Below are 20,535 nucleotides of genomic sequence, written 5' to 3'. Positions count from 1 at the left end.
CTCTACAGTGGGGAGTCTTCCTTCCCTACTCACAGGAGCCCCACCATGGACGTCCGCGCCGCCGTTGCCTTCGAGGCCGGCAAGCCCCTGAGCATCGAAACCGTGCACCTGGAGGGCCCCAAGGCGGGCGAGGTGCTGATCGAGTTGAAGGCCACCGGCCTGTGCCACACCGACGAGTTCACCCGCTCCGGCGCGGACCCGGAGGGCCTGTTCCCCGCCATCTTCGGCCACGAGGGCGCGGGCATCGTCGTGGACGTGGGCCCGGGCGTCACCAGCGTGAAGAAGGGCGACCACGTCATCCCGCTCTACACGCCGGAGTGCCGCGGCTGTAAGTCGTGCCTGTCCCAGAAGACGAACCTGTGCACGGCCATCCGCGCCACGCAGGGCAAGGGCCTGATGCCGGATGGCACCAGCCGCTTCCGCCTGGGCAAGCAGGCCATCCACCACTACATGGGCTGCTCCACGTTCGCGAACTACACGGTGCTGCCGGAGATCGCCGTGGCGAAGATCCGCGAGGACGCCCCCTTCGACAAGGTCTGCTACATCGGCTGCGGCGTCACCACGGGCGTGGGCGCCGTCGTCTACACCGCGAAGGTGGAGGCCGGCGCGAAGGTCGTCGTCTTCGGCCTGGGCGGCATCGGCCTGAACGTCGTGCAGGCCGCGCGCATGGTGGGCGCGGACATGATCGTCGGCGTGGACCTGAACCCCGCTCGCAAGGAGATCGCGGAGAAGTTCGGGATGACGCACTTCGTGAACCCGAAGGAAGTGGAGGGCGACCTCGTCCCCTACCTCGTGAACCTCACCGGCGGCGGCGCGGACTACAGCTTCGAGTGCATCGGCAACGTGAAGACGATGCGCCAGGCCCTGGAGTGCTGCCACCGCGGCTGGGGCGAGAGCATCATCATCGGCGTGGCGGGCGCGGGGCAGGAGATCAGCACCCGGCCGTTCCAACTCGTCACCGGCCGCGTGTGGAAGGGCAGCGCGTTCGGCGGGGCTCGCGGCCGCACGGACGTGCCGAAGATCGTGGACTGGTACATGGACGGGAAGATCCAGGTGGACCCGCTCATCACCCACACGCTGAAGCTGGAGGAGATCAACCACGGCTTCGACCTGATGCACGAGGGCAAGTCCATCCGCAGCGTGGTGAAGTACGGATGAGCGCCGTGACGCCCACGCTCGTCAGCGAGCACGCGTGCTTCGGGGGGACGCAGTCCTTCTGGAAGCACCCGTCCGAGGCCTGCGGCGGTGAGATGCGCTTCAGCGTCTACACGCCGCCCCAGGCGAAGCACGGCAAGGTGCCGGTGCTGTACTACCTGGCGGGCCTCACCTGCACGGAGGAGACGTTCGTCATCAAGGGCGGCGCACAGCGCGTGGCTGCGGAGCTGGGGCTGATGCTCGTGGCGCCGGACACCAGTCCTCGCGGCGCGGGCATCCCGGGCGAGGACGCGGACTGGGACTTCGGCACCGGCGCGGGCTTCTACCTGGACGCCACGCAGGAGCCCTGGAAGGCGCGCTACCGCATGGGCACGTACATCACGCAGGAGCTGCCCGGCATCATCGGCGCGCACTTCCCCGCGCGCATGGACCGCGAGGGCATCTTCGGGCACTCCATGGGCGGGCACGGCGCGCTGGTGACGGCGCTCCGGAACCCGGGCCGGTACAAGTCCGTGTCCGCGTTCGCGCCCATCGGGGCTCCCATCCGCAGCCCCTGGGGCAAGAAGGCCTTTGGCGGCTACCTGGGGCCGGATGAGCAGACGTGGCGCGAGTACGACGCCACGGAGCTCCTGAAGGCGGGCCGGCGCGTGCCGGCGCTGCTGGTGGACCAGGGGACGAAGGACAAGTTCCTGCCGGATCAGCTGCACCCGCACTTCCTCAAGGAAGCCTGCGAGGCGGCGGGCCAGCCCCTCACCCTGCGCATGCAGGAGGGCTACGACCACGGCTACTACTTCGTCTCCACGTTCATGGAAGACCACCTGCGCCACCACGGCGCGGCGCTGAACGCGGGCTGAGGCGCGTCTCGTGCCCCGGGCCTCCACTGCCCGGGGCACCCCCCCTGCCCCTCAATCCCCTTCCCTCTGTGGCCCAAAACGTGGGAGGCGTGGGGGCATGAGTGCTTCCTTCAAGTCCCTGGGCCTGTCCCCCGAAACGCTGGGCGCCGTGAAGCGTGCCCGCTTCGGCGCTCCCACGCCCATCCAGGCGCAGGCCATCCCGCCCGCGCTGTCCGGCCGCGACGTCATCGGCTGCGCGGCCACCGGCACCGGCAAGACGGCCGCCTACCTGCTCCCCATGATTGAGCGCTTCGCGGGCGAGCGCGGCACGCTGGGCCTCATCCTCACCCCCACGCGCGAGCTGGCGCAGCAGGTGACCGAACAGGCCCGCTTCTTCGGCGAAGCCTTGCGCGTCCTGCCCACGCTCATCGTCGGCGGCGAGGACATGAACGCGCAGGTCGAAGCGCTGCGCGAGCGCCCCACCCTCATCGTCGCCACGCCGGGCCGGCTCGTGGACCTCCTGGGCGTGAAGGCCGTGAACCTGTCGCGCATCCAGACGCTGGTGCTGGATGAAGCGGACCGGATGCTCGACATGGGCTTCCTGCCGCAGATCAACCAGATCCTCCACGCGCTGCCTCGCGAGCGCCAGACGCTGCTGTTCTCCGCCACCCTGGGCGCGGACGTGACGCGCTTCGGCCAGCGCGCGCTGCGCAAGCCCGTGCGCGTGGAGGTGACGCCCAGCGGGACGCCCGCGCCCCGCGCCGAACAGCACCTCTACATCGTGAAGCCCGAGGAGAAGTGGCCCTTGCTGCTCACGCTCCTCGCGCAGGACCAGGCCAGCGCGCTCGTGTTCGTGCGCACCCAGCAGCGCGCGGACAAGATGAAGGAATTGCTCGCCGCCGCGGGCCACAAGTCCGCCGCCCTGCACGCGGGCCGCACGCAGGCCCAGCGGCGTCAGGCGTTGGAGGGCTTCCGCCGGGGGCAGTACCGCTGCCTCGTGGCCACCGACCTGGCGGCGCGCGGACTGGACGTGGATGACATCGGGCACGTCATCAGCCTGGACGTGCCGCACGGGCCGGAGGACTACGTGCACCGCATCGGCCGTACCGCTCGCGCGGCGGCCAGTGGACGGGCGTCACTCTTCGCGCTGGAAGCGGAGCGCCGCACGCTCCAGGACATCGAGCGCATCATCCGCCAGGAGCTTCCCCGCACGGAGGTGCCTCGCAAGGACCCGCTCTTCAAGCGGGAGATGGAGGCATGGCTGGCGAAGCAGCGCGACCCGGGGCCGCGCCAGGCAGACCATGGACGCTCCAAGCGGCCCGAAGGCGCGGCGCCCGGGCGGCATGCCCGGACGCACGGCAAGGGCCGGCCGAAGGGCCCCAGCGGTCAGTGATCGTGGTCCTCACCGGGGCCGTGCGCGTGGCCGTGCTCGAGCTCCTCGGGCGTGGCGGCGCGCACTTCCTTGATGGTGACCTCGAAGTGCAGCTCCTTGCCGGCGAACGGGTGGTTGAAGTCCACCAGCACCGTGTCCTTGCGCACTTCCTTGACCAGGAAGTCGACCTCGTCACCTTCCGGGTCCGTGGCGCTCAGGATGCCGCCGGCCTTGATCTCCAGGTCCTCGGGGAACTCCGTCCGGGGGACCTCCTCGACGCCTTCCGGGTCGTAGTCGCCGTAGCCGTCCGCCGCGGAGACGACCGTCTTCAGCGACTCGCCCGCGGACTTGCCCTCCAGGGCCTTCTCCAGGCCGGGGACGATCTCTTCGTAACCGTGCAGGTAGACGAGCGGATCGCCTGCCTCGCTCTCGTCCACGATCTTCCCGTCGCCGAGGTGCAGCTTGTAGTCAATGGCGACAACACTGTCCTTGCCGATTTTCATGGGGCCCTCATAGCGCATTCAGTCATGTCGCGGTGGAAGGATGATGCTCACCGTTACCGCGTGCACACGGTCGTCCTACCAACGCATGCGCAGCTCGAAACGGCCGTGGCCGTCGTCGTTCTCCAGCACCGCGTTGGCGTTCGCGGCTCCGGCCTGACGCAGGGCCTCCTCGCAGCACCCCGCGGCGGCCTCCGCCGGGAAGGGGTAGCCCTGGAATGTCACCCGCCAGTCCCTGGGCCCCAACTCCAGGGAGGTGATCTCCACCGGCTCCATCACCGAGCGGAAGCTCAGCGCCACCCGCTTCATGGCGCGCTCCGGGCCCGCGACCTTCAGGGCCACGTTCACCACCTTGCCCACCAGCGTCTCGAAGTAGCCGCGCACCAGGTCCCGGCCCATCTGCCGCAGCGCTTCCTGCGGCGGCCGGCCCGCGTAGGCGGCCTGCAGCACCAGGTTCTGGCAGCGCAGGAATACCGACGCCGGATAGCTGGCCCGGGGGCGGTCCGGGTCGTAGCCCGCCGCCGCCATGCGCTCGCGCAACGACGAGTCCAATCGCACGCAACGCAGGAGCGATTCGAACAGCGTGGACTGGATGACGACCTCGGCCGGGGACATGGGCGCTCGAATTGGGGAAACGCGTTGAAACCGGTAAGGCGCGCGACACTATCCTTTCGGGTCGTGGAAGCGAGCCCCCTGGCGATGTCACGTTCAGGACTTGTGGTTTCAAGCCCTTGGAGCGGCCGGGGAGCCAATCGTCCGTCCCCGGAAACGATTTCCGAGCAGGGCCGTCCGTGAGCCAGACGATGGAAGGCGTCACGGACGAAGCGCTCATGGACCAGTTCTGTCAGGGAGACCACCCGGCGTTCGAGGCGCTGTTCGCCCGGCATGCCGGGCGTGTGCACGGCTTCCTCGCCCGCATGGTGAGGGACGGACCGCTGGCGGAGGACCTCATGCAGACGACCTTCCTGTCCGTCATCCGAGCCCGGGGCCGCTACGAGCGGGGCACGCGCTTCACCCCCTGGCTGCTCACCATCGCGGCGAACGCGGCCCGGGACGCGCTGCGGCACCAGCAGCACGTGGACGCGCACGCGCACGCTCCGCCGGAAGGGCCCACGGCGGTGCCCGCGCCGGACGGCGACCCCGCCATGCGCCGGCGCATCGAGGACGCCCTCCAGCAACTGCCCGTCGAGCAACGCGAGGCGGTGGTGCTGAGCAAGCTGGAGGGCTGGTCCTTCGAGGAGATCGCCGAGATGCGAGGCATCCGCGCGGGCGCGGCCCGGCTGCGGGCGCACCGGGGCTACGAGAAGCTGCGTGAGCTGCTGGGCGGCCTGGAGGACGTGTCATGAGCCCTCCTCCGGACCCCTGGCGGTCCTCCCCTCCCCGCCTGGATCCCCGGGCGATGGAGCGCGCGCTGGCGGCGTCGCGCGCGGAGCTGGCGCTGAAGCGGCCGGTGCGGCGCTGGCGTGCGCAGGCGGTGGGGCTGTTCGCGGCGTCCGCGGGCCTGGCGCTCGCGGTGGCGGGCGTGTTCCTGGCGGTGGGGCGCCTCACGGGCGCGATGCTGACGGGCCGCGCGCCGATGCTGGCGATGCTCCTGTCCACGGGGGCGGTGTGCTCGTGGGGGGCGCTGTCCCCGCGCGGACGCCAGCTGCGTTGGGTGGGCGTGGGCATGGCGCTCTTGAGCTCCGCGCTGCTGGTGCTGACGCGGGCAGCCCCGCGGGGCCCCTCCACCCTCCCCGAGTGGGTGTGCACGGTGAGCCATGTGGCGCTGGCGCTGGTGCCCCTGGTGGTGGCGGTGGTGGCGCTGCGGTCGGCGGCGTTCGACCCGCTGCGCGCGGCGGTGGCAGGGCTGGCGGTGGGGACGGTGGGCGCGTTCGTGGGTGAGCTGGCGTGTGAACAGGGCCCCGGACACGTGGCCACCTATCACCTGGGGGCGTGGGCGCTGCTGACGCTCACGACCTGGGCGCTGTCGAAACGACTCAAACCCCGGACCTACGCACCATGAAGCACGACCCCTCGCTCATCTCGACGGAAGACGTGGACGGCGCACCGGTGCGCATTGGCGCGGCGGTGATGGTGGTCCGCACCGAACCGGACGACGTCCTCTCGGAGCGCTTCCTGGGCCGCGTGGGCGTCGTCGTGGCGCTGGTGTTCGACGATCCGCCCTCGCAGTACCCGGCGGATCCGCTCATCCAGGTGCGCGTGGCCGGCGTGGGCGAGGACCTGTTCTTCGCCCGGGAGATCGTCGAGGTGCCCCAGGGTCACTTCGTCGCGTTCGGGTCGTCCAGCTCCGGGTAGTGGCGGAAGATGCCCTGTTTGTTGAAGGGCTGGGCGCGCGCTGACTGCTTGTACGCGGCGATGCGGGGCCGCTCCCGGATGCGCTGATGCAGCGCCATCACGCCGGGCACTTCCGGAGCGATGCGGCGCATGGCGTTGGGAAAGGCATACCGCAGGCCGTCCACCAGCTGGAACAGCGCCAGCTCCGGGTAGGTGAAGTCGCTGCCCAGGAGGTACTTCCCGCCGCCGCGTGGGTTCGCCTTCAGCACGCGTTCGAAGTAGCCCAGGAACTTCGGGATGCGCTGGGTGCGGAAGTCCTCGGCGCGCTGCTTCGCGGCGTCCTTCTGCTCGTCGTAGTACTTCATCACGGCGATGGGATGGTGCGTGTCGTGCGCTTCCGCGACCACGTCCGCGACGGTGAGCTGGAATTGACGGGCGTGCAGCCGCGACGCCTCGTCCGAGGGGACGAGGCCGAAGCGCTCACCCAGGTATGAGCAGATGTTGGCGGCCTGGGAGAAGACGACGTCGCCCACCTTGAGCACGGGCGGCGCGTACGCGGGCACGGGGCCCTTGCCGAGCAGGTCCGTGACAGCCTTCGCGCCCGATTGCAGGCCCACGTCCACCCAGTCCGCGCCCGCCTCTTCCAGCACCAGCCGCACGAACTCGCCGCGGCCGGGGATGCCGGGCCAGTAGTACAGCTCGAACTTCTCGTCGCTCATCGCCGTCACCTCGCGTGATGGGAACCGGTGCGCATCCTGTGCCTGAGGGATGCGCACTCCGGAAACCCATCCGCGAGGAGGGTTCACTCCCCCACGGTCCGGCGCGCCCAGGCGCCGAAGACCATCTCACCCATGTAGGTCGTGTTCGCCTTCGTTCGCTCCTCGAGGAGGCGTGCGTCGATGGTGTCGATGCCCATCTCCTCCTCCGTTGCGATGCCGTGCCGCACGATGCGCGGGAGCATGGCGCGCAGGATGGGGCCCACCGCGTGGTGCACCTTCGGCGTCTGCAGGGTGGCTTCGGCGCGGACGTGCTCCACCGAGAGGCCGGCCTGCTCCATCGCGGGGGCCAGGTGGAAGCCCATATGGAGGTCCGCGCCCTCACGCTCCACGGTGTGCCACATCCACTCGCTCACGCGGATGTGGAGCGGCAGCGGCGGCAGGCTCACCGGACCGATGGACGCGTCGTTCTCCTGGAAGACCACGAGCCCGCCGGGCTTCACGGCCCTGACGAGTCCCCGCAGGGCCGCCACCGCGTCGGGCTGGTACATGAGCACGCGCCGTCCGGTGACTGCGTCGAACAGGCCCAGCTCGGGCGGCACCGCGGCCAGGTCCGCTTCGATGAAGGTGACATTCGACAGGCCCTGTTCCCGGGCCTTCTCCCGAGCCATGGCCAGCAGCTGGGGGTTGCGATCCAGGCCCACCACCTGCCCTGTGCTACCCACCCGCCTCGCGACGAGGAACGTGAGGGCACCGAAAGCGCAGCCGACATCCAGCACGCGCATGCCCTCACGGACTCCCGCGTCGTCCAGCAAGCGCTCCATCATCTCTTCCCGCGTGTCCGCCATCGCCTTCCTCCTGGCGGCACACGATAGGAAGGCGCCGCCCTCGGGATGGAGGGCGGCGCTTCGGGAAAGATCGGCGGATCTTCCGGTGCGGGCGGGTGGCTAGTGCGTTCCGCTGGTGAACTTCAGCCCCATGATGGCGACGATCAGCAGGGCCAGGAAGAACAGGCGCGAGGGCGTGGCGGGCTCATGGAAGAGCACCATGCCCGCGATCGCCGCGCCGAACGCGCCAATGCCCACCCAGACCGCGTAGGCCGTGCCGATGGGGAGCTGCTTCACCGCGAGGCCCAGGAGTCCCATGCTCGCGATCATGGCCCCCACCGTGAGCACGCTGGGGAGCGGCCGGGAGAAGCCCTGCGTGTACTTGAGCCCGATGGTCCAGCAGACTTCCAGCAGCCCGGCGACAATGAGGAGGATCCACGACGACGTCATGACGCACGACTCCCGTTCAGGCGTCGTCTTGTCGTGACCGGGTACGGCGCACCTCGTCCGGGCTCGGATGCCCCACCCCGGGGCTTCCGCACGCGACGCGCAACCTAACCGCGTCAGTGGCGATGCGCCATCCCTTTGGCCGGGTCGCTCAGGCCTCTTCGTCCGGCAGCAACGTGAGGAGGAGTTCGTCGTCGGGACCGAGGGGACGCCAGCCTGGCGGGACTGGCATGTCGACGAGGGCATCGCCTGCCTGTTCGACACGGGCCGCATGGGTTTCAGGTGTGTCGGTGGCCCAGAAGGCAATCGCCTGTGCGACCAGGAAACGGTTGCTCCTGTCCATTTTGGCAGGCCATCCATCCGGGAGGATTTCGGCAAGATGGCGCACCAGCACATCGCGCACGAATCGCGTGACTTGTTTGCGCTGCTCTGCTTCGGCGAGCAGTCCGCGTAGAATCTGGACGCCCGCGACATCGTCCTTCCCAAGCTCCTCCGCCAGTTCCACGAACGGCACGGCGGGGCGTGACTCGGCGAACGCAGTGAGTGACTTGAAACCGCGCTCCTGAAGCCGCTCACGGATGCGGACCTTCCAGTCGCCGTTCCAGGAACGTCCGTCGGTCATCGCCTGCTCCCTCGGACGAAGTTCATGGGGATGTCGTAGAGCTTCATGCGCCTCGCCACGATGGCCAGGACCTCATTCCGGGTCAACCTCGAGCCCGATCTGAGCTCGGCGTCACGAAGCGCCTTCATGACTGCCTGATTCCATTCACCAGGCCACGTGCGTCCCATTCGCCAATCACCGCCGCCGTGAATGGCCTCATGATGCGAGCGCTCCAGGCGGACGCAGAACTGGTCGATGTCCATCGCCCCTTTGAAGCCGCGCTTCTCGAACCACTCCCGGTGCTCACGCGGCATCACGTGGTGCCTCGGCGCATCCACCATGCCGGCCCCTGCCCTGCCGGTCTCGCGCATGCCACGGACCTCCGGCCCTTCTCCGAGCGCCTCGCGGACGCCCTTCGGCAGGTCCTGACTCCCCTGCGCCATCAGCACCTGGCCCGCCTGGATGCGGACCGCCGCGCTGACCACCGGCGCGGAGATGACGCCCGCCTGGACGAGCGCGCGCATCCGCTCCACCCACTCCGCGGAGACGACGATCCGCGAGCCCATCATCACGCCGCCCGATCCCATCACGAGCCCCACGCCGACCGTCGCGGGGGCCGCGGGCGGCAGCCGTGGCAGGGACGCCTTCAGCGACGACACCAGCGTGATCATTTCCAGGAACCGTGCCGCCGCCACGACCTTCCCACCCAGCTCCGCCGAAGCCCGGACGCGCTCGCGAAGGGACTGGAACTCGCGCGTGAGGGCGCCCATCTGTCCAGGCATCGCGACCGACGCGGCCTCCACCTGCGCCGGCTCCAGCGACTGCAACCGTGTGAAGCTGGGCTCCATCCGCTCCTGCACGCGGCCCAGGTCCACGAACAGCTGCTCCACGCTGTAGAACGGGCACTGCTCAAGCACGGCATCCGCGAGTTGGAGGAAGTCGAGCCACGCGGCCAGCAGCATCGCGCTGCCCAGGGCGGCTTCGATTCGCTGGCCCGACATCCGGAGGAGCCCCTGCGCCAGCTCCGCGTCCGTCACCGCCTCCGAAGCCTCCTCGAGCAACGCAGCGTCCTTGAGCAGGCCGCGGATCCGGGCCACCTGCCCCGAGCCATGTTCGAGGTAGCGCGTGAAGACACCACCGTGCCCTCCGATGCCCGCGTCCCGGTCCTCCAGCCTGGCGAGCCCCCGGACGATGCCATCCAGTGAGTCCGTCACCTCCTGGATGGCATCCCGGACCGCTCGGAACTCCAATGGGGGAGCCGTCTCCCCTCCCCCGGAGCGGTCCTGCCACCTGAGCCCCGCGCTCACGCGCGAGCCCTGATGCAGCTCTCGCCCTCGCCCATGCAGGGGTGGCCCGGAGGCACACCCCAGGGACAGCAGCACGACAGCCAGCAGCCAGCGCCTGTCCATCAAACGGGAATCAGAGGCTGTGGCTCAAGAGCCACGCGTAGACGTCATGTCCCGCCGAGCCGTCATACGTCCGGCCCCACGAGTCGTGCCCCACGCCGGGATAGAGCGTGAGCAGCGCCGCGGGGTTCGCCGCGGGCGAGCAGGTGTTGTTCATCCGGTTCACCGGATCAATGGAGCCGTACGGCGACACCGTGCCGTCCGCCAGGCCGTGGAAGGCCCACACCGGCAGCCCCGCCGCCGCCATGGGGCAGAGGTTCAGACCATTGCCGTTGCCCGCGATGGGCAGCACCGCCGCCAGCTTCGCGTAGTGCTGGGCCGCGTAGGCCCAGGTCTGGATGGCGCCCGCGGAGATGCCTGTGAGGTAGATGCGCCTCGGATCCACGCGGTAGTGCACCTTCGCGTACTCGATGATGGCGTCGATCTCCGGCACCTGGATGAAGGCGTTGAACCGCTGCGGCGCGATGAGGATGAACGGGAAGTCGCGCCCGTTGCGGATGAGCCGCGGCGGCGCGTTCAGGTTCATGATCTTCTCCAGGGCCGCGGCGCTGCCGTTGCCCGCCTCCCCCGTCCCGTGCAGCAGGACCACCAGCGGGAACTCCTCCGTGGGCGCGTCGTCGTACCCCAGCGGCAGGTACTCCCAGAACCCGTAGTTCATCCCCGGCACCGTGCCGTACGGCCGGGCCAGGATCTCCCCCTGGGCCGCCAGTGCCGCCTGCGCGGAGAACAACATCCAGCCCAAGCACAACGTCAACAGCCGACGCATCGCCGTCATGGAGCCTCCTGGAAGGGAGGCGTCACTCTAACAAGACAAACGAGGCACGAACCTGCTAAGCTAGAAAAACTAGAAATAGCAACAAAACCGTAGATTTTCAGTGGAGGCTGTTCCAATGCAGTCCAAGCATTTCGCCGTCGCCGCTGGCGTGTCGCTGTTCGCGCTGGGGCTGGGCGCGCAGGCGGCGGAGATCTTCCGCAACACCGGAACGCTCACGGGCTGGAACTCGCTCAACGTGGAGCACAACGGTGCGCTGCAGCAGGTGACCAACGTCACCTACGAGGGCTCCACCGCCATCAAGGCCACGCAGGTCTACGACCCGAACTACACCGAGCGCTACCACTCGGAAGTCGTGAAGCACAACGTGTACCGCCGGGGCGACACGGGCTTCTACGGCTTCATGTTCCGGCTGCAGCAGGACTGGCAGTTCCAGCCGCAGTCCTTCAACATCGCGCAGTTCATCGCGAACTTCTCCGACACGGGCTGCGACGGCCACATGCCCACCACCATGGTGTGGCTGTCCGGCAACCAGCTGACGACGCGCGTGAAGTACGGCACCGTCTGCGACCAGAAGACCCTCACCTTCCGCAACCTGGCCACCGTCAGCGCGGGCGAGTGGCACAAGGTCGTCATGCAGGTGAAGTGGGCCAGCGACAACACCGGCTTCATCAAGCTGTGGTTCGACGGCGTGAAGGTCCTGGAGCAGTTCAACCTGGCCACCACCGTGGCGGATGACCGGTACCTCCAGTTCCGCGTGGGCCTCTACGCCAACGGCTGGCACGACAGCGGGTACATGCAGGGCAGCCAGCCCACCCGCAGCATCTGGTTCGACGAAATCGCCGCCGGCACGACGTTCGCCGACGCCGACCCTGCGCAGTGGTAGTCCCGGCCGGCGCGGCGAGGTCCTCCCCCCGCCGCGCCGCCAACCTCACGGCAGCTGTGACTGGAACGCGCTCCACCGCGTGTGCACCCACTGCCGGATGTACTCCACCTCCTCCGCGTGGGTCTTGAAGTCCTGGCGCAGGTGCCAGTCCGGGAAGTTGCCGTAGCCCCCCTCGTTCACGTCCGGCCCCGTGCTCGGCTTCGCGAAGTTGCGGTACTCCTCCCCCCACCGCGCCTCGTCGCGCTGCGCGTTGGGCCCCAGCTCCCGCACGTAGCCGTCAATCATCGCCTGCACCGTGGCCTCGCTCACCTCGTTCTTCAGGGCCTGGCGGTAGCGCTCGCGCAGGGGACCCGCGATGGTGGGCTCCGCCAGCATCCGCTTGAAGAGCAGGTTGTCGGACGCGTACGTGGGCCGCGCCGTGGCGCTGGTGCGCGTGGTGTCGAAGTTCTGCCCGAAGCTCGCGTCCAGGTCCCACGGGATGTAGCGCCAGGGGCCGCCCGTCTTCGGATCAAACGCGTGGTAGGCGTTCTTCGCCTGCGAGTCATTGCCCTGGATGAGCGTGTTGAAGATCCACCAGTCCTCGTAGTCGCGCGCCTTCAGCTTCGTGCCGAACCCCTGGCGGAAGCCGTCCGCGCTGGAGTCCGCCACCCACGCGACGAAGTCGTGCAGCGTGTCGTAGGCGTGGGGCTGCTTCTCGTCCGGCGTGCCTTCGTCCTTCACGAAGCCGACGTGGAGGTTCGCCTTCGTCTGCCCGTTGCGCGTCAGGCGGGAGAAGTTGGCGTCCGCGGTGTCGGCCTTGAAGAGGTCCGAGTCGTCGTCGATGCCGTTGCGCTCCATCAGCCGCTTGTCCACGTGGTCCGCCGCCGTGTAGAGCCCGCGGAACTTGTTGTTCGCGTACACCACCACGCTGAAGGTGCGGATGCGCACGGCGTTGGGGGACAGCTTGTTCCACAGGTCGAACGCCAGCCGCGAGCGCAGGTACGAGTTGTCATTGAACGTGGTGATCAGCACCACGCGCTTGCGGTCCTTGAAGCCGTCGCCGAAGACGGGCTCGGAGAACAGGTCGTCCTCCGCGAACTTGAGCGTCAGGCTGCGCTTGGGGAACACGCTGGAGGTGGCCCCGCGGTACTTCGCCTCGATGGTGTAGCGGCGGCCCCGGTACACCACCTCCGCGGGCCGGTAGAAGCCGGACGTCAGGCCCGGATCCGGGGGGAAGAACAGGTGCACCACGGGCAGCCCGTACTCCTCCGTGTAGGCCACGGGGTCGACGATGTCGACCTTGCCCGGCGCGTGGTCGTTGTTGGCCACGCCCACCTTGAGCGTGCCCGTCTCGCCGGTGGTGCGCTCCTCCAGCGCGAGCATCCACACCGCGCCCTGGTTGAGCGCGGGCTTCCAGCTCAGCGTGGCGGTGGACTCGTCGAACGTCGCGCCCGCGGGCAGGTTCTTCACCCCGAAGCGCAAGCCGGCGGCCGTGTACCCCGTCGCGCACGTCACCTTCGCGCTGAAGGCCTCGCCCTCCAGCACCCAGCGCGGGTCGCCCGCCGTGGGCGCGCAGGTCAGCGGCGCGGTGCCCGCGTCCGTCCCTCCCGCATCCGGGGACCCGGTGCCCGCGTCGGTCTGCGAGCCCGTGCCCGCGTCGGGCGGAGCCTGCGTGCCCCCATCCACCGTGCCCGCGTCGGGCCGTGGCAGCCCGTCCGCGTCGTCATAGGCCGTATCGGAAGGAGTGCCGGTGGTGGGGCCCTGGGTGTCACCCCCGCCGCACGCCACCAGGGCGAGGCACGCCAGCCCCGCCAGTCCCCGCATCCACCCTTGCCTTGCTCGCACCGAGAACCGTCCCCCTTGCATCGCGGCCCGCATCAAGCCGTGGAGGCAAGGGGTAGGCATCCCGCCCGGGTCCAGACACCCGTGCTCCGGGGGGGTGTTACACGTCCGACACGCAAGAAGCTCAGTACGTCGCGATCACGCCGACGTGCAGGCTGGAGTACGTCTCCTCGGCCGCTCCCCCGTCATCCCAACCGGTGAGCGTGCCGGCCCCGGAGAAGCGATCCTTGAAGTGCGCCAGCCGCCAGGCCACGTCGTAGCCGAACGGCCCCCAGATGTCCCCCGTCACGCCCAGCTCCGCGCTCCAGCCGAAGCTGGACACGGACGTGCCGAAGTCGCGGACCTCCAGCGCCCGCCGTCCTCCGTCCGCGTCCGGCGAGTGCCCCGGCTTGGGCGACAGCAGCAGTCCGCCCGACGCGCCCAGCCGCACCGAGGCGAACAGCGGCACGGACAGGTCCAACGCCACGGACGGGAACACGCGGTGCGTGCCGGACAGCGGGTTGTCCGCGGAGGTCTCCACGTCGAACGCGCGCGTCTGGATGCCGGCCCTGGCGCCCACGTAGCCCTGCTGAGGCCGCGTCGTGCCGAAGCGGAAGTAGAAGCGATACAGCGCCTGCGCGGTGAAGGCCGTGTCGGTGGCGGACACCTCGCGCACCGGCGTCTGGCCGCCATCTCCGGTGAGCGTCACGTCGGAGCTGGAGAAGGCCCGCTGCGCCCCCAGCTTGAGGCCCAGTCCGCGCAGCACGGACGACGTGTTGCGCGCCAGGGGCAGCACCTCCGCCTCCAGCGCCAGCCCCAGGTACGGATACGACGAGGTGAAGTCGGACGTGTCCCCGAGCTGATCCTCTTCCGGCAGCCGGTCGTACTCGCCGCAGCTCTCCACGCCGGGCCTCGCGCAGTAGCGCCGCCACGTCGCGGTGAGGGACAGGTTGAGCCGCACCCAGGTGGGCTCACCCACCTCCGGCTCGGCTTTCGACTTCCCATGGCTGCCCGGAGTCGCGCCGCCCAGCCGCAGCGACAGCCACGCCGGAGCCTCACGCGTGCCGTGGAAGGCCGGCGGCTTCAGGGCGTCAGAGGCCGCCGCGGCCGGAGCCGCCAGGGCTCCGACGAGGGCCAGGGTCCGCAGCAGTCCCGAGGGGACCCTCGCGCTTCGGGTGGTCGTCATGCGCCGGGCAGGTTCACCCAGCGCCGGGGCGAAGTCCAGGCTCGGTGCTCAGGCGTTCATCACGTGACCCACGGTCGCCGCCGAAGGCACCGGCGCGGGCTGCGGAGAGAGCGAAGGCGAGGAATCCTCGGACACCACGGGCGCAGGCTGCGATTCCTGCGTGCGCCCGAGGAAGTCACGCCGGTAGATGCGCACCATGGCCATGAAGATGGACGCGATGAGCGGGCCCACCAGCAGGCCCATCATCCCGAACACCGCCAGCCCGCCGAACATGGACAGGAAGACGAGCAGCGGGTGCAGCGCCATGCGCGAGCCGCACAGCCGGGGGCGGATGACGTTGTCGATGCTGCCCACCAGGAACGTGCCCCACGCCAGCAGGAAGACGCCCTCGCTCACCCGGTTGGCCGCGATGAGGATGACGCCGATGGGCCCCCACACGAGCGCGGTGCCACCCACCGGCACCAGCGCCACCAGCACCATGGCCGCGCCCCACACCCCGGCGTGCGGCACGCCCGCGATGAGCAGCCCCACGAAGCCCACCGCGCCCTGCACCAGCGCGGTGACGGTGTTGCCGTAGATGATGGCGTACGCGACGTCCGTGAACTCGTGGGTGAAGGCGTCGAAGTAGCGGCGCTCCAGCGGAATGAGCCGGGCCACCTCGTTCACCAGCCGACGGCCGTCCAGGAAGAAGTAGTACATGGCCACCGTCATCAGGAACATGTTGACGAGCAGCTCCGTGCCGGCGCCGACCAGGTCCGCGAGCAGCCCCGCGCCGCCCGACACCGCCGTCATCAGCAGGCGCTCCGTCTCCGAGCTCTCCGGATCGAAGTGCACGTAGCGCGAGAGGCCCCGGGGCAGGCTGTTGAGGAAGTGGTGGCGCAGGTCCACCTGATCCAACAGGTCCTGCGCCTGGCCCACGAACTGGAGCACCTCGCGGGCCACCATCCAGCCCACCAGCGCCAGCGGCGCGAGAATCAGCAGGAACACCGCGAGGGTGGACAGTCCGGCCGCCAGGGACTTGCGGCCCTGGAGCCGCCGGTCCAAGGAGTCCCGGATGGGCATGAACAGGACGACCAGGAAGCCGCCCAGCAGCACCGGCATCAGGAACGGCAGCAAGATGCGTGAAAAGAGAATCAACGCGACGGCGAAGAGCCCCGCGAAGATGAAATTCGACCACCGCTTGGAATCGCCCGCCGTCACCGCCCCACCCCGTCCCCCAGACCCGCTGCGCGCAACGTAGGAACGGTTATTCCCACCAGGAAGCCCGTGCTTCCTCCTCCCAAGAGGCCACCCATGACTACTGGACGTTTCGCCCCCCTGGCGGCTGCCGCCGTCGTGTCCGGGGCCTTGCTGCTGCTCGTGCCCTCCTGCAAGGACGGGGAAGCCGTGGACTGCGGCGACGCGTGCGCCCCCGTGGAGGGCACCTATCCGCTGGCGTTCCAGGGCGACGCGGGCCTGCCCGCCGAGTGCGTGAACCTGAACGTGCAGGCCGTGGCGGACGGAGAGGCGCTGGCCATCCAGCGCGCCGACGGCGGCATCCTCACGGGTTCGCTGACGGGGGTGGCGCTGACGGGCCAGGTGTATGCGTCAGGCGATCTGATCCTGACCGGTACGCCGCCGCCCAGCAGCGACGGTGGGGTGAGCACCTTCCTCAGCCTCACCGCGGCCTTCACCGGGGGCCCCGAGGACGGCGGCGGTGGCAGCCTGTCCGGGACCTTCTCCGGCCAATACTCGCGCATCCAGGGGACCAGCGCCCTGAGATGCACCGTGACGCGCCCCTTCACGGCGACCCGGCAGTAAAGCCAGGGCCGCCGGGAGCGGCGCCAGGGCGAAACTACTTCTTCTTGCCTTCGGCGGCGGCGGCCTTGGCGGCTTCCTTCTGCTTCTTGATCCGCTTCTTCCAGTGCTGACGGATCTTCATCTGCACGCGGCGGTGCTTGCTCTTGCTGTTGGCCATGTGGGTGGCTCCTGGTCTCCGGAATGGAGCAAAGGGGGGCTTACCTATCAGAAGCCTACGGGCTCCCGGAAGAGGAACCCTCGGGGTCCTCTCGGGGAGGCGCCGAGCCTGCCTCCGGCGCGGGCCCGGGCACCCCGTCCACGGGGGGCTCGTTGGGGGCGGGCCGGGTCGGGAAGGGAATCCCCTCCGCGCTGCGGACCCGGGTGGGCTGGGCCGCCCCCAGGGTCACGTCCCCCTCCCGGTCCTCGTCGGTGGGGCGCTCCTTGGAGGCGGGCACGCTCGTCTGGTGGGGGCGCTTCTTCACCGAGGCGAAGATGGGGCGGCAGGCGTCCACGAAGCGGCGGACCTCGTCCAGGGGCAGCGCGGGTGAGTAGTTGTCGTTCACCCCCGTCATGGGCTCCGCCATGCACATGGCGTTGAGGATGGCCTCCTCCGTGGCCTCCATCACGGCCTCGTAGAGGGGGTCCAGGCGCTGATCCAGGAGGATCTTCATCTTGTAGACCATCTTCTGGGTGCGCCTGGGGATGATGTTCGCGGTGGAGAAGCCCACCACGATCTCACCGGAGCCGTGCGCCGCGTAGCTGCCCACCCGGCCGATGCCCAGGCCCACGCGCTTGCAGAGGCGGTTGATCTGATGGCTCAGCAGCGGCGCGTCCGTGGCGACCACCGCGATGATGGAGCCGTAGGACTTGCCGCGGTGGGGGGTGTTCTTGAACTTCTCCACCAGCACCTCGCCCACCGGCAGGCCGCCCACGCGCAGGTTGTGCATCTTCCCGAAGTTGGACATGACGAGCACGCCCAGCGTGTAGCCGCCCAGCACCTCCGGCAGCTTGCGCGACGACGTGCCGATGCCGCCCTTGAAGTCGCACGTCACCATGCCGGTGCCGCCGCCGACGTTGCCCTCCTGCACCGGGCCGGACTTCGCGTTGTTGATGGCGGCGAAGACGTGCTCCTGGCGCACGTGGCGGCCGGAGATGTCGTTGAGCCACGAGTCGTCGCACTCGCCCACCACGGGGATGATGACGTCGTGCTCGTCACCGATGCCCGGGTAGCGCTCGACGAGGTAGTTGGCCACGCCGTCGGACACGGCGCCCACGGCCATGGTGTTGGTGAGGAGGATGGGCGTCTCGACGAGGCCCCACTCCATGAGCTGCGTCATGCCGGAGACCTCGCCCGCGCCGTTGAGCACGAAGCCGCCTCCGCTCATGCGTTCCATGAAGATGTTGCCCAGGTTGGGCAGGATGGCCGTGACGCCCGTGCGCACCGGACCGTAGCCGGGCCGCAGCGGCCCCGAGCCCTCGATGAGCGTGGTGTGGCCCACCAGCACGCCCTCCACGTCGGTGATGGCGTTGTACTTGCCCGGCTTGAAGCGCCCCAGCGGCAGCCCCAGCTCCCGCGCCCGGACCCTCGGCCCATTCTCTTCCGGTATCCGCACCATGGCGCCGACCGTACCCGACAAACTCCGACGGTCAACCCTGTTTCCCTACCGACTGTCGCTCACTTCAGTCGCGCGCGGGCGGCCTGAGCCCCTCGACGAGCAGCCGCGTCTGCACGCGGGCGAGCGCCTCCGCGGCCTCCACGCCCTGCGGGGACTCGCCCAGCTGCCGGTCCACGAACAGCGAGGCGAGCCCGTGTACGAGCGACCACGCGGTGAGCGTGAGGGGCCGCGACTCCCCTCCCCGCAGGAGGCCCGCCGCCTGTCCGGCCTCGATGCTGCTCACCAGCAGCGAGAAGGCGCCCTGCTCTCCTTCCGGCTCCGGCGGCGGTGAGAGGGGCCGGGTGAAGTGCGGGCCGAACATCACGCGGAAGTGCGGCGGGTGGCGCACCGCGAACAGCACGTAGGCCTCGCCCGCCGCGTACAGCCGCTCCAGGGGGCCGGTCACCGGGGCCATGCGCTCGCGCATCTCGCGCGCCATGGCGCGGAAGCCCTCGTGCGCGACGGCTTCCAGCAGCGCTTCCTTGTCCGCGAAGTGCCGGTAGGGCGCCGCGTGGGTGACGCCCGCCCGCCGGGCCACCTCCCGCAGCGTCAGCGCGCCGAAGCCCTCCTCGGCGATGAGCGCCACCGCCGCGTCCACCAGCGCCTGGCGCAGGTCTCCATGGTGGTAGCGGCCCTTGTCCTTCTCCGCGGGAGCCGCCTCCGCCTGCTTGCGCTTGCCCTTCGTCGCCACCGTCCGTGCCTCCTCATGCGCCCTTCTGTCGCCCGCGCGACTTGACCACCCACGGGCCGAAGTTGCCAGCGTCAACATCCATGTTGACAACGGCAACATACGATGTTTACAGTGTCTACACGATGGGCGGCGCGGGGTCCTCTCGCGCCCGGACGTTGCACTGGAAAGGGAGCCGTCATGACGACCGCGATGAAGCAGACGATGTCCTCCGCCGCGCCGGGCTGGCTGCGGGCGTTCCGCACGCTTCCCCGCCAGCACGGCTTCGAGCCGCTGCGGGTGGAGGGCCAGGTGCCCGAGGGGCTGCGGGGCTCGCTCTACCGGGTGGGGCCGTGGACGTTCGACGTGCACGGCCGGCCGTACCAGCACTGGTTCGACGGGGACGGCGGGATGCTGGGCGTGCGCTTTGGCGCGGACGGGGTGAAGGGCGCGTCGCGGCTGTTGGACTCGCCCACCATGGTGGCGGAGCGCAAGGCGTCCTCGCAGCGCTACGGCGGCTACGGCACGCCCACGCCGCTGCTCCACAAACTGCGCCAGGCACGCAAGAACTCCGCGAACACGTCCGTGATGGCGTGGAACGGCAAGCTGTACGCGCTCTTCGAGGGCAGCGTGCCGGTGGAGGTGTCCCCGGAGGACCTGTCCACGCTGGGCGAGACGGACCTCGACGGCACGGTGGTGGAGACGTTCTCCGCGCACCCGCACCGCGTGCCGTCGCGCAAGGCGTCCTACAACTTCGGCATCCGCTACGGCCGGTTCACGCTGGCGGACATCTTCGTCCTGCCGGACGGCGGCAAGGCCCAGCGGCTGGGTTCGGTGAAGCTGCCGGGCGCGACGATGGTGCACGACTTCATCGCCACGGACCGCTACCTCGTCTTCTTCCTCTCACCGCTGCGCCTCAACCTCTTCCGCGCGCTGCTGCAGGTGGGCTCGTACTCGGAGAACCTGCGGTGGAAGCCAGAGGCGGGCACGGACGTGCTGGTGGTGCCCATTGACGACGTGGAGCACCCGGTGCGCATCCCCACGGACGCCTTCTACACGTGGCACTTCGCCAACGCGTACGAGGAGGGCGACACGGTGGTGGTGGACTACGTGCGCTACCCCGACTTCACGACGAACCAGTGGCTGGGGGAGCTGGTGCGCGGCACGACGTCCTCGGACGCGCAGGGCATGCTGCACCGGGCGGTGGTGGACGTGAAGGCGGGCACCTTCCGCACCGAGCAGCGGCTGGACGTCAGCTGCGAGTTCCCCCGCGTGGCCCCCGGCGTCGTGGGCCGCGCGCACGAGACGCTCTACCTGGGCGTGCACCGGAGCAACGAGGCCCGGCGAGGCCTCTTCAACGGCGTGGCGCGCATGGACCTGGCCACGGGCCGCCTGACGACCGCGGACCTGGGCGAGGGCACCTACCCCTCCGAGCCCATCTTCGTCCCCCGCCCCGGCGCCACCGCCGAGGACGACGGCTGGGTGCTCACCCAGGTCTACGACGAGAAGGCGGACGCGTCCCACGTCGCCGTGCTGGACGCGCGCCGGATGGAGGACGGCCCCGTGGCGCGCTGCCACTTCGACCACGCCCTGCCCCCCACCTTCCACGGCGGCTTCGCGCCCGCGAAATGACACTGACTCCCGCTTTCTCCGCTTTCC

General features: G+C 69.7%; 23 protein-coding genes and 1 riboswitch. Of the genes, 9 read left to right on the top strand and 14 right to left on the bottom strand.

Annotated features, from left to right (window positions below; genetic code table 11):
* The first annotated feature begins 45 nt into the window (after nt 1–45).
* The 3 genes from NR792_RS06570 (at nt 46) to NR792_RS06560 (ending at nt 3,381) form a co-directional block, all read left to right on the top strand.
* A complete protein-coding gene (locus tag NR792_RS06570) occupies nt 46–1,158 on the top strand; it encodes an S-(hydroxymethyl)glutathione dehydrogenase/class III alcohol dehydrogenase (protein WP_375759207.1) in 1,113 nt (370 codons plus the stop codon).
* On the top strand, nt 1,155–2,009 hold the full coding sequence (gene fghA / locus NR792_RS06565) for an S-formylglutathione hydrolase (protein WP_375759206.1): 855 nt from the start codon (nt 1,155–1,157) through the stop codon (nt 2,007–2,009). Before NR792_RS06570 ends, fghA begins: the two co-directional genes overlap by 4 nt.
* A 97-nt stretch (nt 2,010–2,106) precedes the next feature.
* Nucleotides 2,107–3,381, top strand: coding sequence for a DEAD/DEAH box helicase (locus tag NR792_RS06560; protein WP_375759205.1), 1,275 nt, complete (start codon nt 2,107–2,109; stop codon nt 3,379–3,381).
* On the opposite strand, the gene NR792_RS06555 is transcribed toward NR792_RS06560, so the two are convergent.
* Both NR792_RS06555 and NR792_RS06550 read right to left on the bottom strand, forming a co-directional pair.
* Complete coding sequence (locus NR792_RS06555; protein WP_375759204.1) at nt 3,375–3,863, bottom strand: peptidylprolyl isomerase; 489 nt, start codon at nt 3,861–3,863, stop codon at nt 3,375–3,377. The two genes, NR792_RS06560 and NR792_RS06555, sit on opposite strands and share 7 nt — an antisense overlap.
* Nucleotides 3,864–3,938: 75 nt before the next feature.
* The gene (locus NR792_RS06550; RefSeq protein ID WP_375759203.1) at nt 3,939–4,475 is read right to left on the bottom strand and encodes a DUF2378 family protein; all 537 of its coding nucleotides are present in this window, start codon (nt 4,473–4,475) and stop codon (nt 3,939–3,941) included.
* A gap of 188 nt (nt 4,476–4,663) precedes the next feature.
* Between NR792_RS06550 and NR792_RS06545 the strand changes: the two genes are divergently transcribed.
* Genes NR792_RS06545 through NR792_RS06535 form a run of 3 tightly spaced genes read left to right on the top strand, consistent with a single transcriptional unit; the run spans nt 4,664 to nt 6,155 of the window.
* Nucleotides 4,664–5,206 (top strand): RNA polymerase sigma factor, encoded by a 543-nt coding sequence (locus NR792_RS06545; protein WP_375761579.1) that lies wholly within the window; start codon nt 4,664–4,666, stop codon nt 5,204–5,206.
* The gene (locus NR792_RS06540) at nt 5,203–5,862 is read left to right on the top strand and encodes an NrsF family protein (protein ID WP_375759202.1); all 660 of its coding nucleotides are present in this window, start codon (nt 5,203–5,205) and stop codon (nt 5,860–5,862) included. The genes NR792_RS06545 and NR792_RS06540 overlap by 4 nt, the downstream gene beginning before the upstream one ends.
* Complete coding sequence (locus NR792_RS06535) at nt 5,859–6,155, top strand: Carotenogenesis protein CarS (RefSeq protein WP_375759201.1); 297 nt, start codon at nt 5,859–5,861, stop codon at nt 6,153–6,155. Before NR792_RS06540 ends, NR792_RS06535 begins: the two co-directional genes overlap by 4 nt.
* Here the strand turns inward: NR792_RS06535 and NR792_RS06530 are convergent.
* The 6 genes from NR792_RS06530 to NR792_RS06505 form a co-directional block, all read right to left on the bottom strand.
* Nucleotides 6,119–6,853 carry a glutathione S-transferase gene (locus NR792_RS06530; protein WP_375759200.1) on the bottom strand — a complete coding sequence of 245 codons (735 nt, stop codon included), beginning with the start codon at nt 6,851–6,853 and terminating at the stop codon, nt 6,119–6,121. The genes NR792_RS06535 and NR792_RS06530 overlap by 37 nt on opposite strands.
* Before the next feature lie 83 nt (nt 6,854–6,936).
* Nucleotides 6,937–7,698: a class I SAM-dependent methyltransferase gene (locus NR792_RS06525; protein WP_375759199.1), complete on the bottom strand. Its 762-nt coding sequence runs from the start codon at nt 7,696–7,698 to the stop codon at nt 6,937–6,939.
* A 99-nt stretch (nt 7,699–7,797) separates the two neighbouring features.
* A complete protein-coding gene (gene sugE, locus NR792_RS06520) occupies nt 7,798–8,127 on the bottom strand; it encodes a quaternary ammonium compound efflux SMR transporter SugE (protein WP_375759198.1) in 330 nt (109 codons plus the stop codon).
* A 17-nt stretch (nt 8,128–8,144) separates the two neighbouring features.
* Nucleotides 8,145–8,214, bottom strand: a riboswitch (guanidine-III (ykkC-III) riboswitch).
* A gap of 61 nt (nt 8,215–8,275) precedes the next feature.
* The gene (locus NR792_RS06515; RefSeq protein ID WP_375759197.1) at nt 8,276–8,746 is read right to left on the bottom strand and encodes an NUDIX hydrolase; all 471 of its coding nucleotides are present in this window, start codon (nt 8,744–8,746) and stop codon (nt 8,276–8,278) included.
* Entirely contained in the window at nt 8,743–9,975 is a 1,233-nt protein-coding gene (locus NR792_RS06510) for a DUF2380 domain-containing protein (RefSeq protein ID WP_375759196.1), read from the bottom strand. Before NR792_RS06510 ends, NR792_RS06515 begins: the two co-directional genes overlap by 4 nt.
* A 169-nt stretch (nt 9,976–10,144) precedes the next feature.
* Nucleotides 10,145–10,906 carry a dienelactone hydrolase family protein gene (locus tag NR792_RS06505; protein ID WP_375759195.1) on the bottom strand — a complete coding sequence of 254 codons (762 nt, stop codon included), beginning with the start codon at nt 10,904–10,906 and terminating at the stop codon, nt 10,145–10,147.
* Nucleotides 10,907–11,021: 115 nt separating this feature from the next.
* Here NR792_RS06505 and NR792_RS06500 point away from each other — a divergent pair, with 115 nt between their 5' ends.
* A complete protein-coding gene (locus NR792_RS06500) occupies nt 11,022–11,789 on the top strand; it encodes a polysaccharide lyase (RefSeq protein ID WP_375759194.1) in 768 nt (255 codons plus the stop codon).
* Between the two features lie 45 nt (nt 11,790–11,834).
* On the opposite strand, the gene NR792_RS06495 is transcribed toward NR792_RS06500, so the two are convergent.
* The 3 genes from NR792_RS06495 to NR792_RS06485 all read right to left on the bottom strand — a co-directional run bounded on the left by NR792_RS06495 (nt 11,835) and on the right by NR792_RS06485 (nt 15,975).
* The gene (locus NR792_RS06495; RefSeq protein ID WP_375759193.1) at nt 11,835–13,592 is read right to left on the bottom strand and encodes a CotH kinase family protein; all 1,758 of its coding nucleotides are present in this window, start codon (nt 13,590–13,592) and stop codon (nt 11,835–11,837) included.
* 142 nt (nt 13,593–13,734) lie between these two features.
* Complete coding sequence (locus NR792_RS06490; RefSeq protein WP_375759192.1) at nt 13,735–14,775, bottom strand: hypothetical protein; 1,041 nt, start codon at nt 14,773–14,775, stop codon at nt 13,735–13,737.
* A 48-nt stretch (nt 14,776–14,823) separates the two neighbouring features.
* Entirely contained in the window at nt 14,824–15,975 is a 1,152-nt protein-coding gene (locus NR792_RS06485) for an AI-2E family transporter (RefSeq protein ID WP_375759191.1), read from the bottom strand.
* A 93-nt stretch (nt 15,976–16,068) separates the two neighbouring features.
* On the opposite strand from NR792_RS06485, the gene NR792_RS06480 reads away from it, so the two are divergent.
* Entirely contained in the window at nt 16,069–16,575 is a 507-nt protein-coding gene (locus NR792_RS06480; RefSeq protein WP_375759190.1) for a hypothetical protein, read from the top strand.
* Between the two features lie 34 nt (nt 16,576–16,609).
* On the opposite strand, the gene NR792_RS06475 is transcribed toward NR792_RS06480, so the two are convergent.
* From NR792_RS06475 to NR792_RS06465, 3 genes are all read right to left on the bottom strand, one after another.
* Nucleotides 16,610–16,732 carry a hypothetical protein gene (locus NR792_RS06475; RefSeq protein WP_014396669.1) on the bottom strand — a complete coding sequence of 41 codons (123 nt, stop codon included), beginning with the start codon at nt 16,730–16,732 and terminating at the stop codon, nt 16,610–16,612.
* Between the two features lie 55 nt (nt 16,733–16,787).
* Nucleotides 16,788–18,170: a P1 family peptidase gene (locus tag NR792_RS06470; protein ID WP_375759189.1), complete on the bottom strand. Its 1,383-nt coding sequence runs from the start codon at nt 18,168–18,170 to the stop codon at nt 16,788–16,790.
* A 64-nt stretch (nt 18,171–18,234) separates the two neighbouring features.
* Nucleotides 18,235–18,900 carry a TetR/AcrR family transcriptional regulator gene (locus NR792_RS06465; RefSeq protein WP_375759188.1) on the bottom strand — a complete coding sequence of 222 codons (666 nt, stop codon included), beginning with the start codon at nt 18,898–18,900 and terminating at the stop codon, nt 18,235–18,237.
* A gap of 177 nt (nt 18,901–19,077) precedes the next feature.
* Here NR792_RS06465 and NR792_RS06460 point away from each other — a divergent pair, with 177 nt between their 5' ends.
* Complete coding sequence (locus NR792_RS06460) at nt 19,078–20,508, top strand: carotenoid oxygenase family protein (RefSeq protein WP_375759187.1); 1,431 nt, start codon at nt 19,078–19,080, stop codon at nt 20,506–20,508.
* The last annotated feature ends 27 nt before the right edge of the window (nt 20,509–20,535 follow it).

The organism is Corallococcus exercitus, from assembly GCF_042231735.1.
Lineage (GTDB): Bacteria > Myxococcota > Myxococcia > Myxococcales > Myxococcaceae > Corallococcus > Corallococcus exercitus_B.
This window is presented reverse-complemented; position numbering and strand designations above follow the sequence as displayed.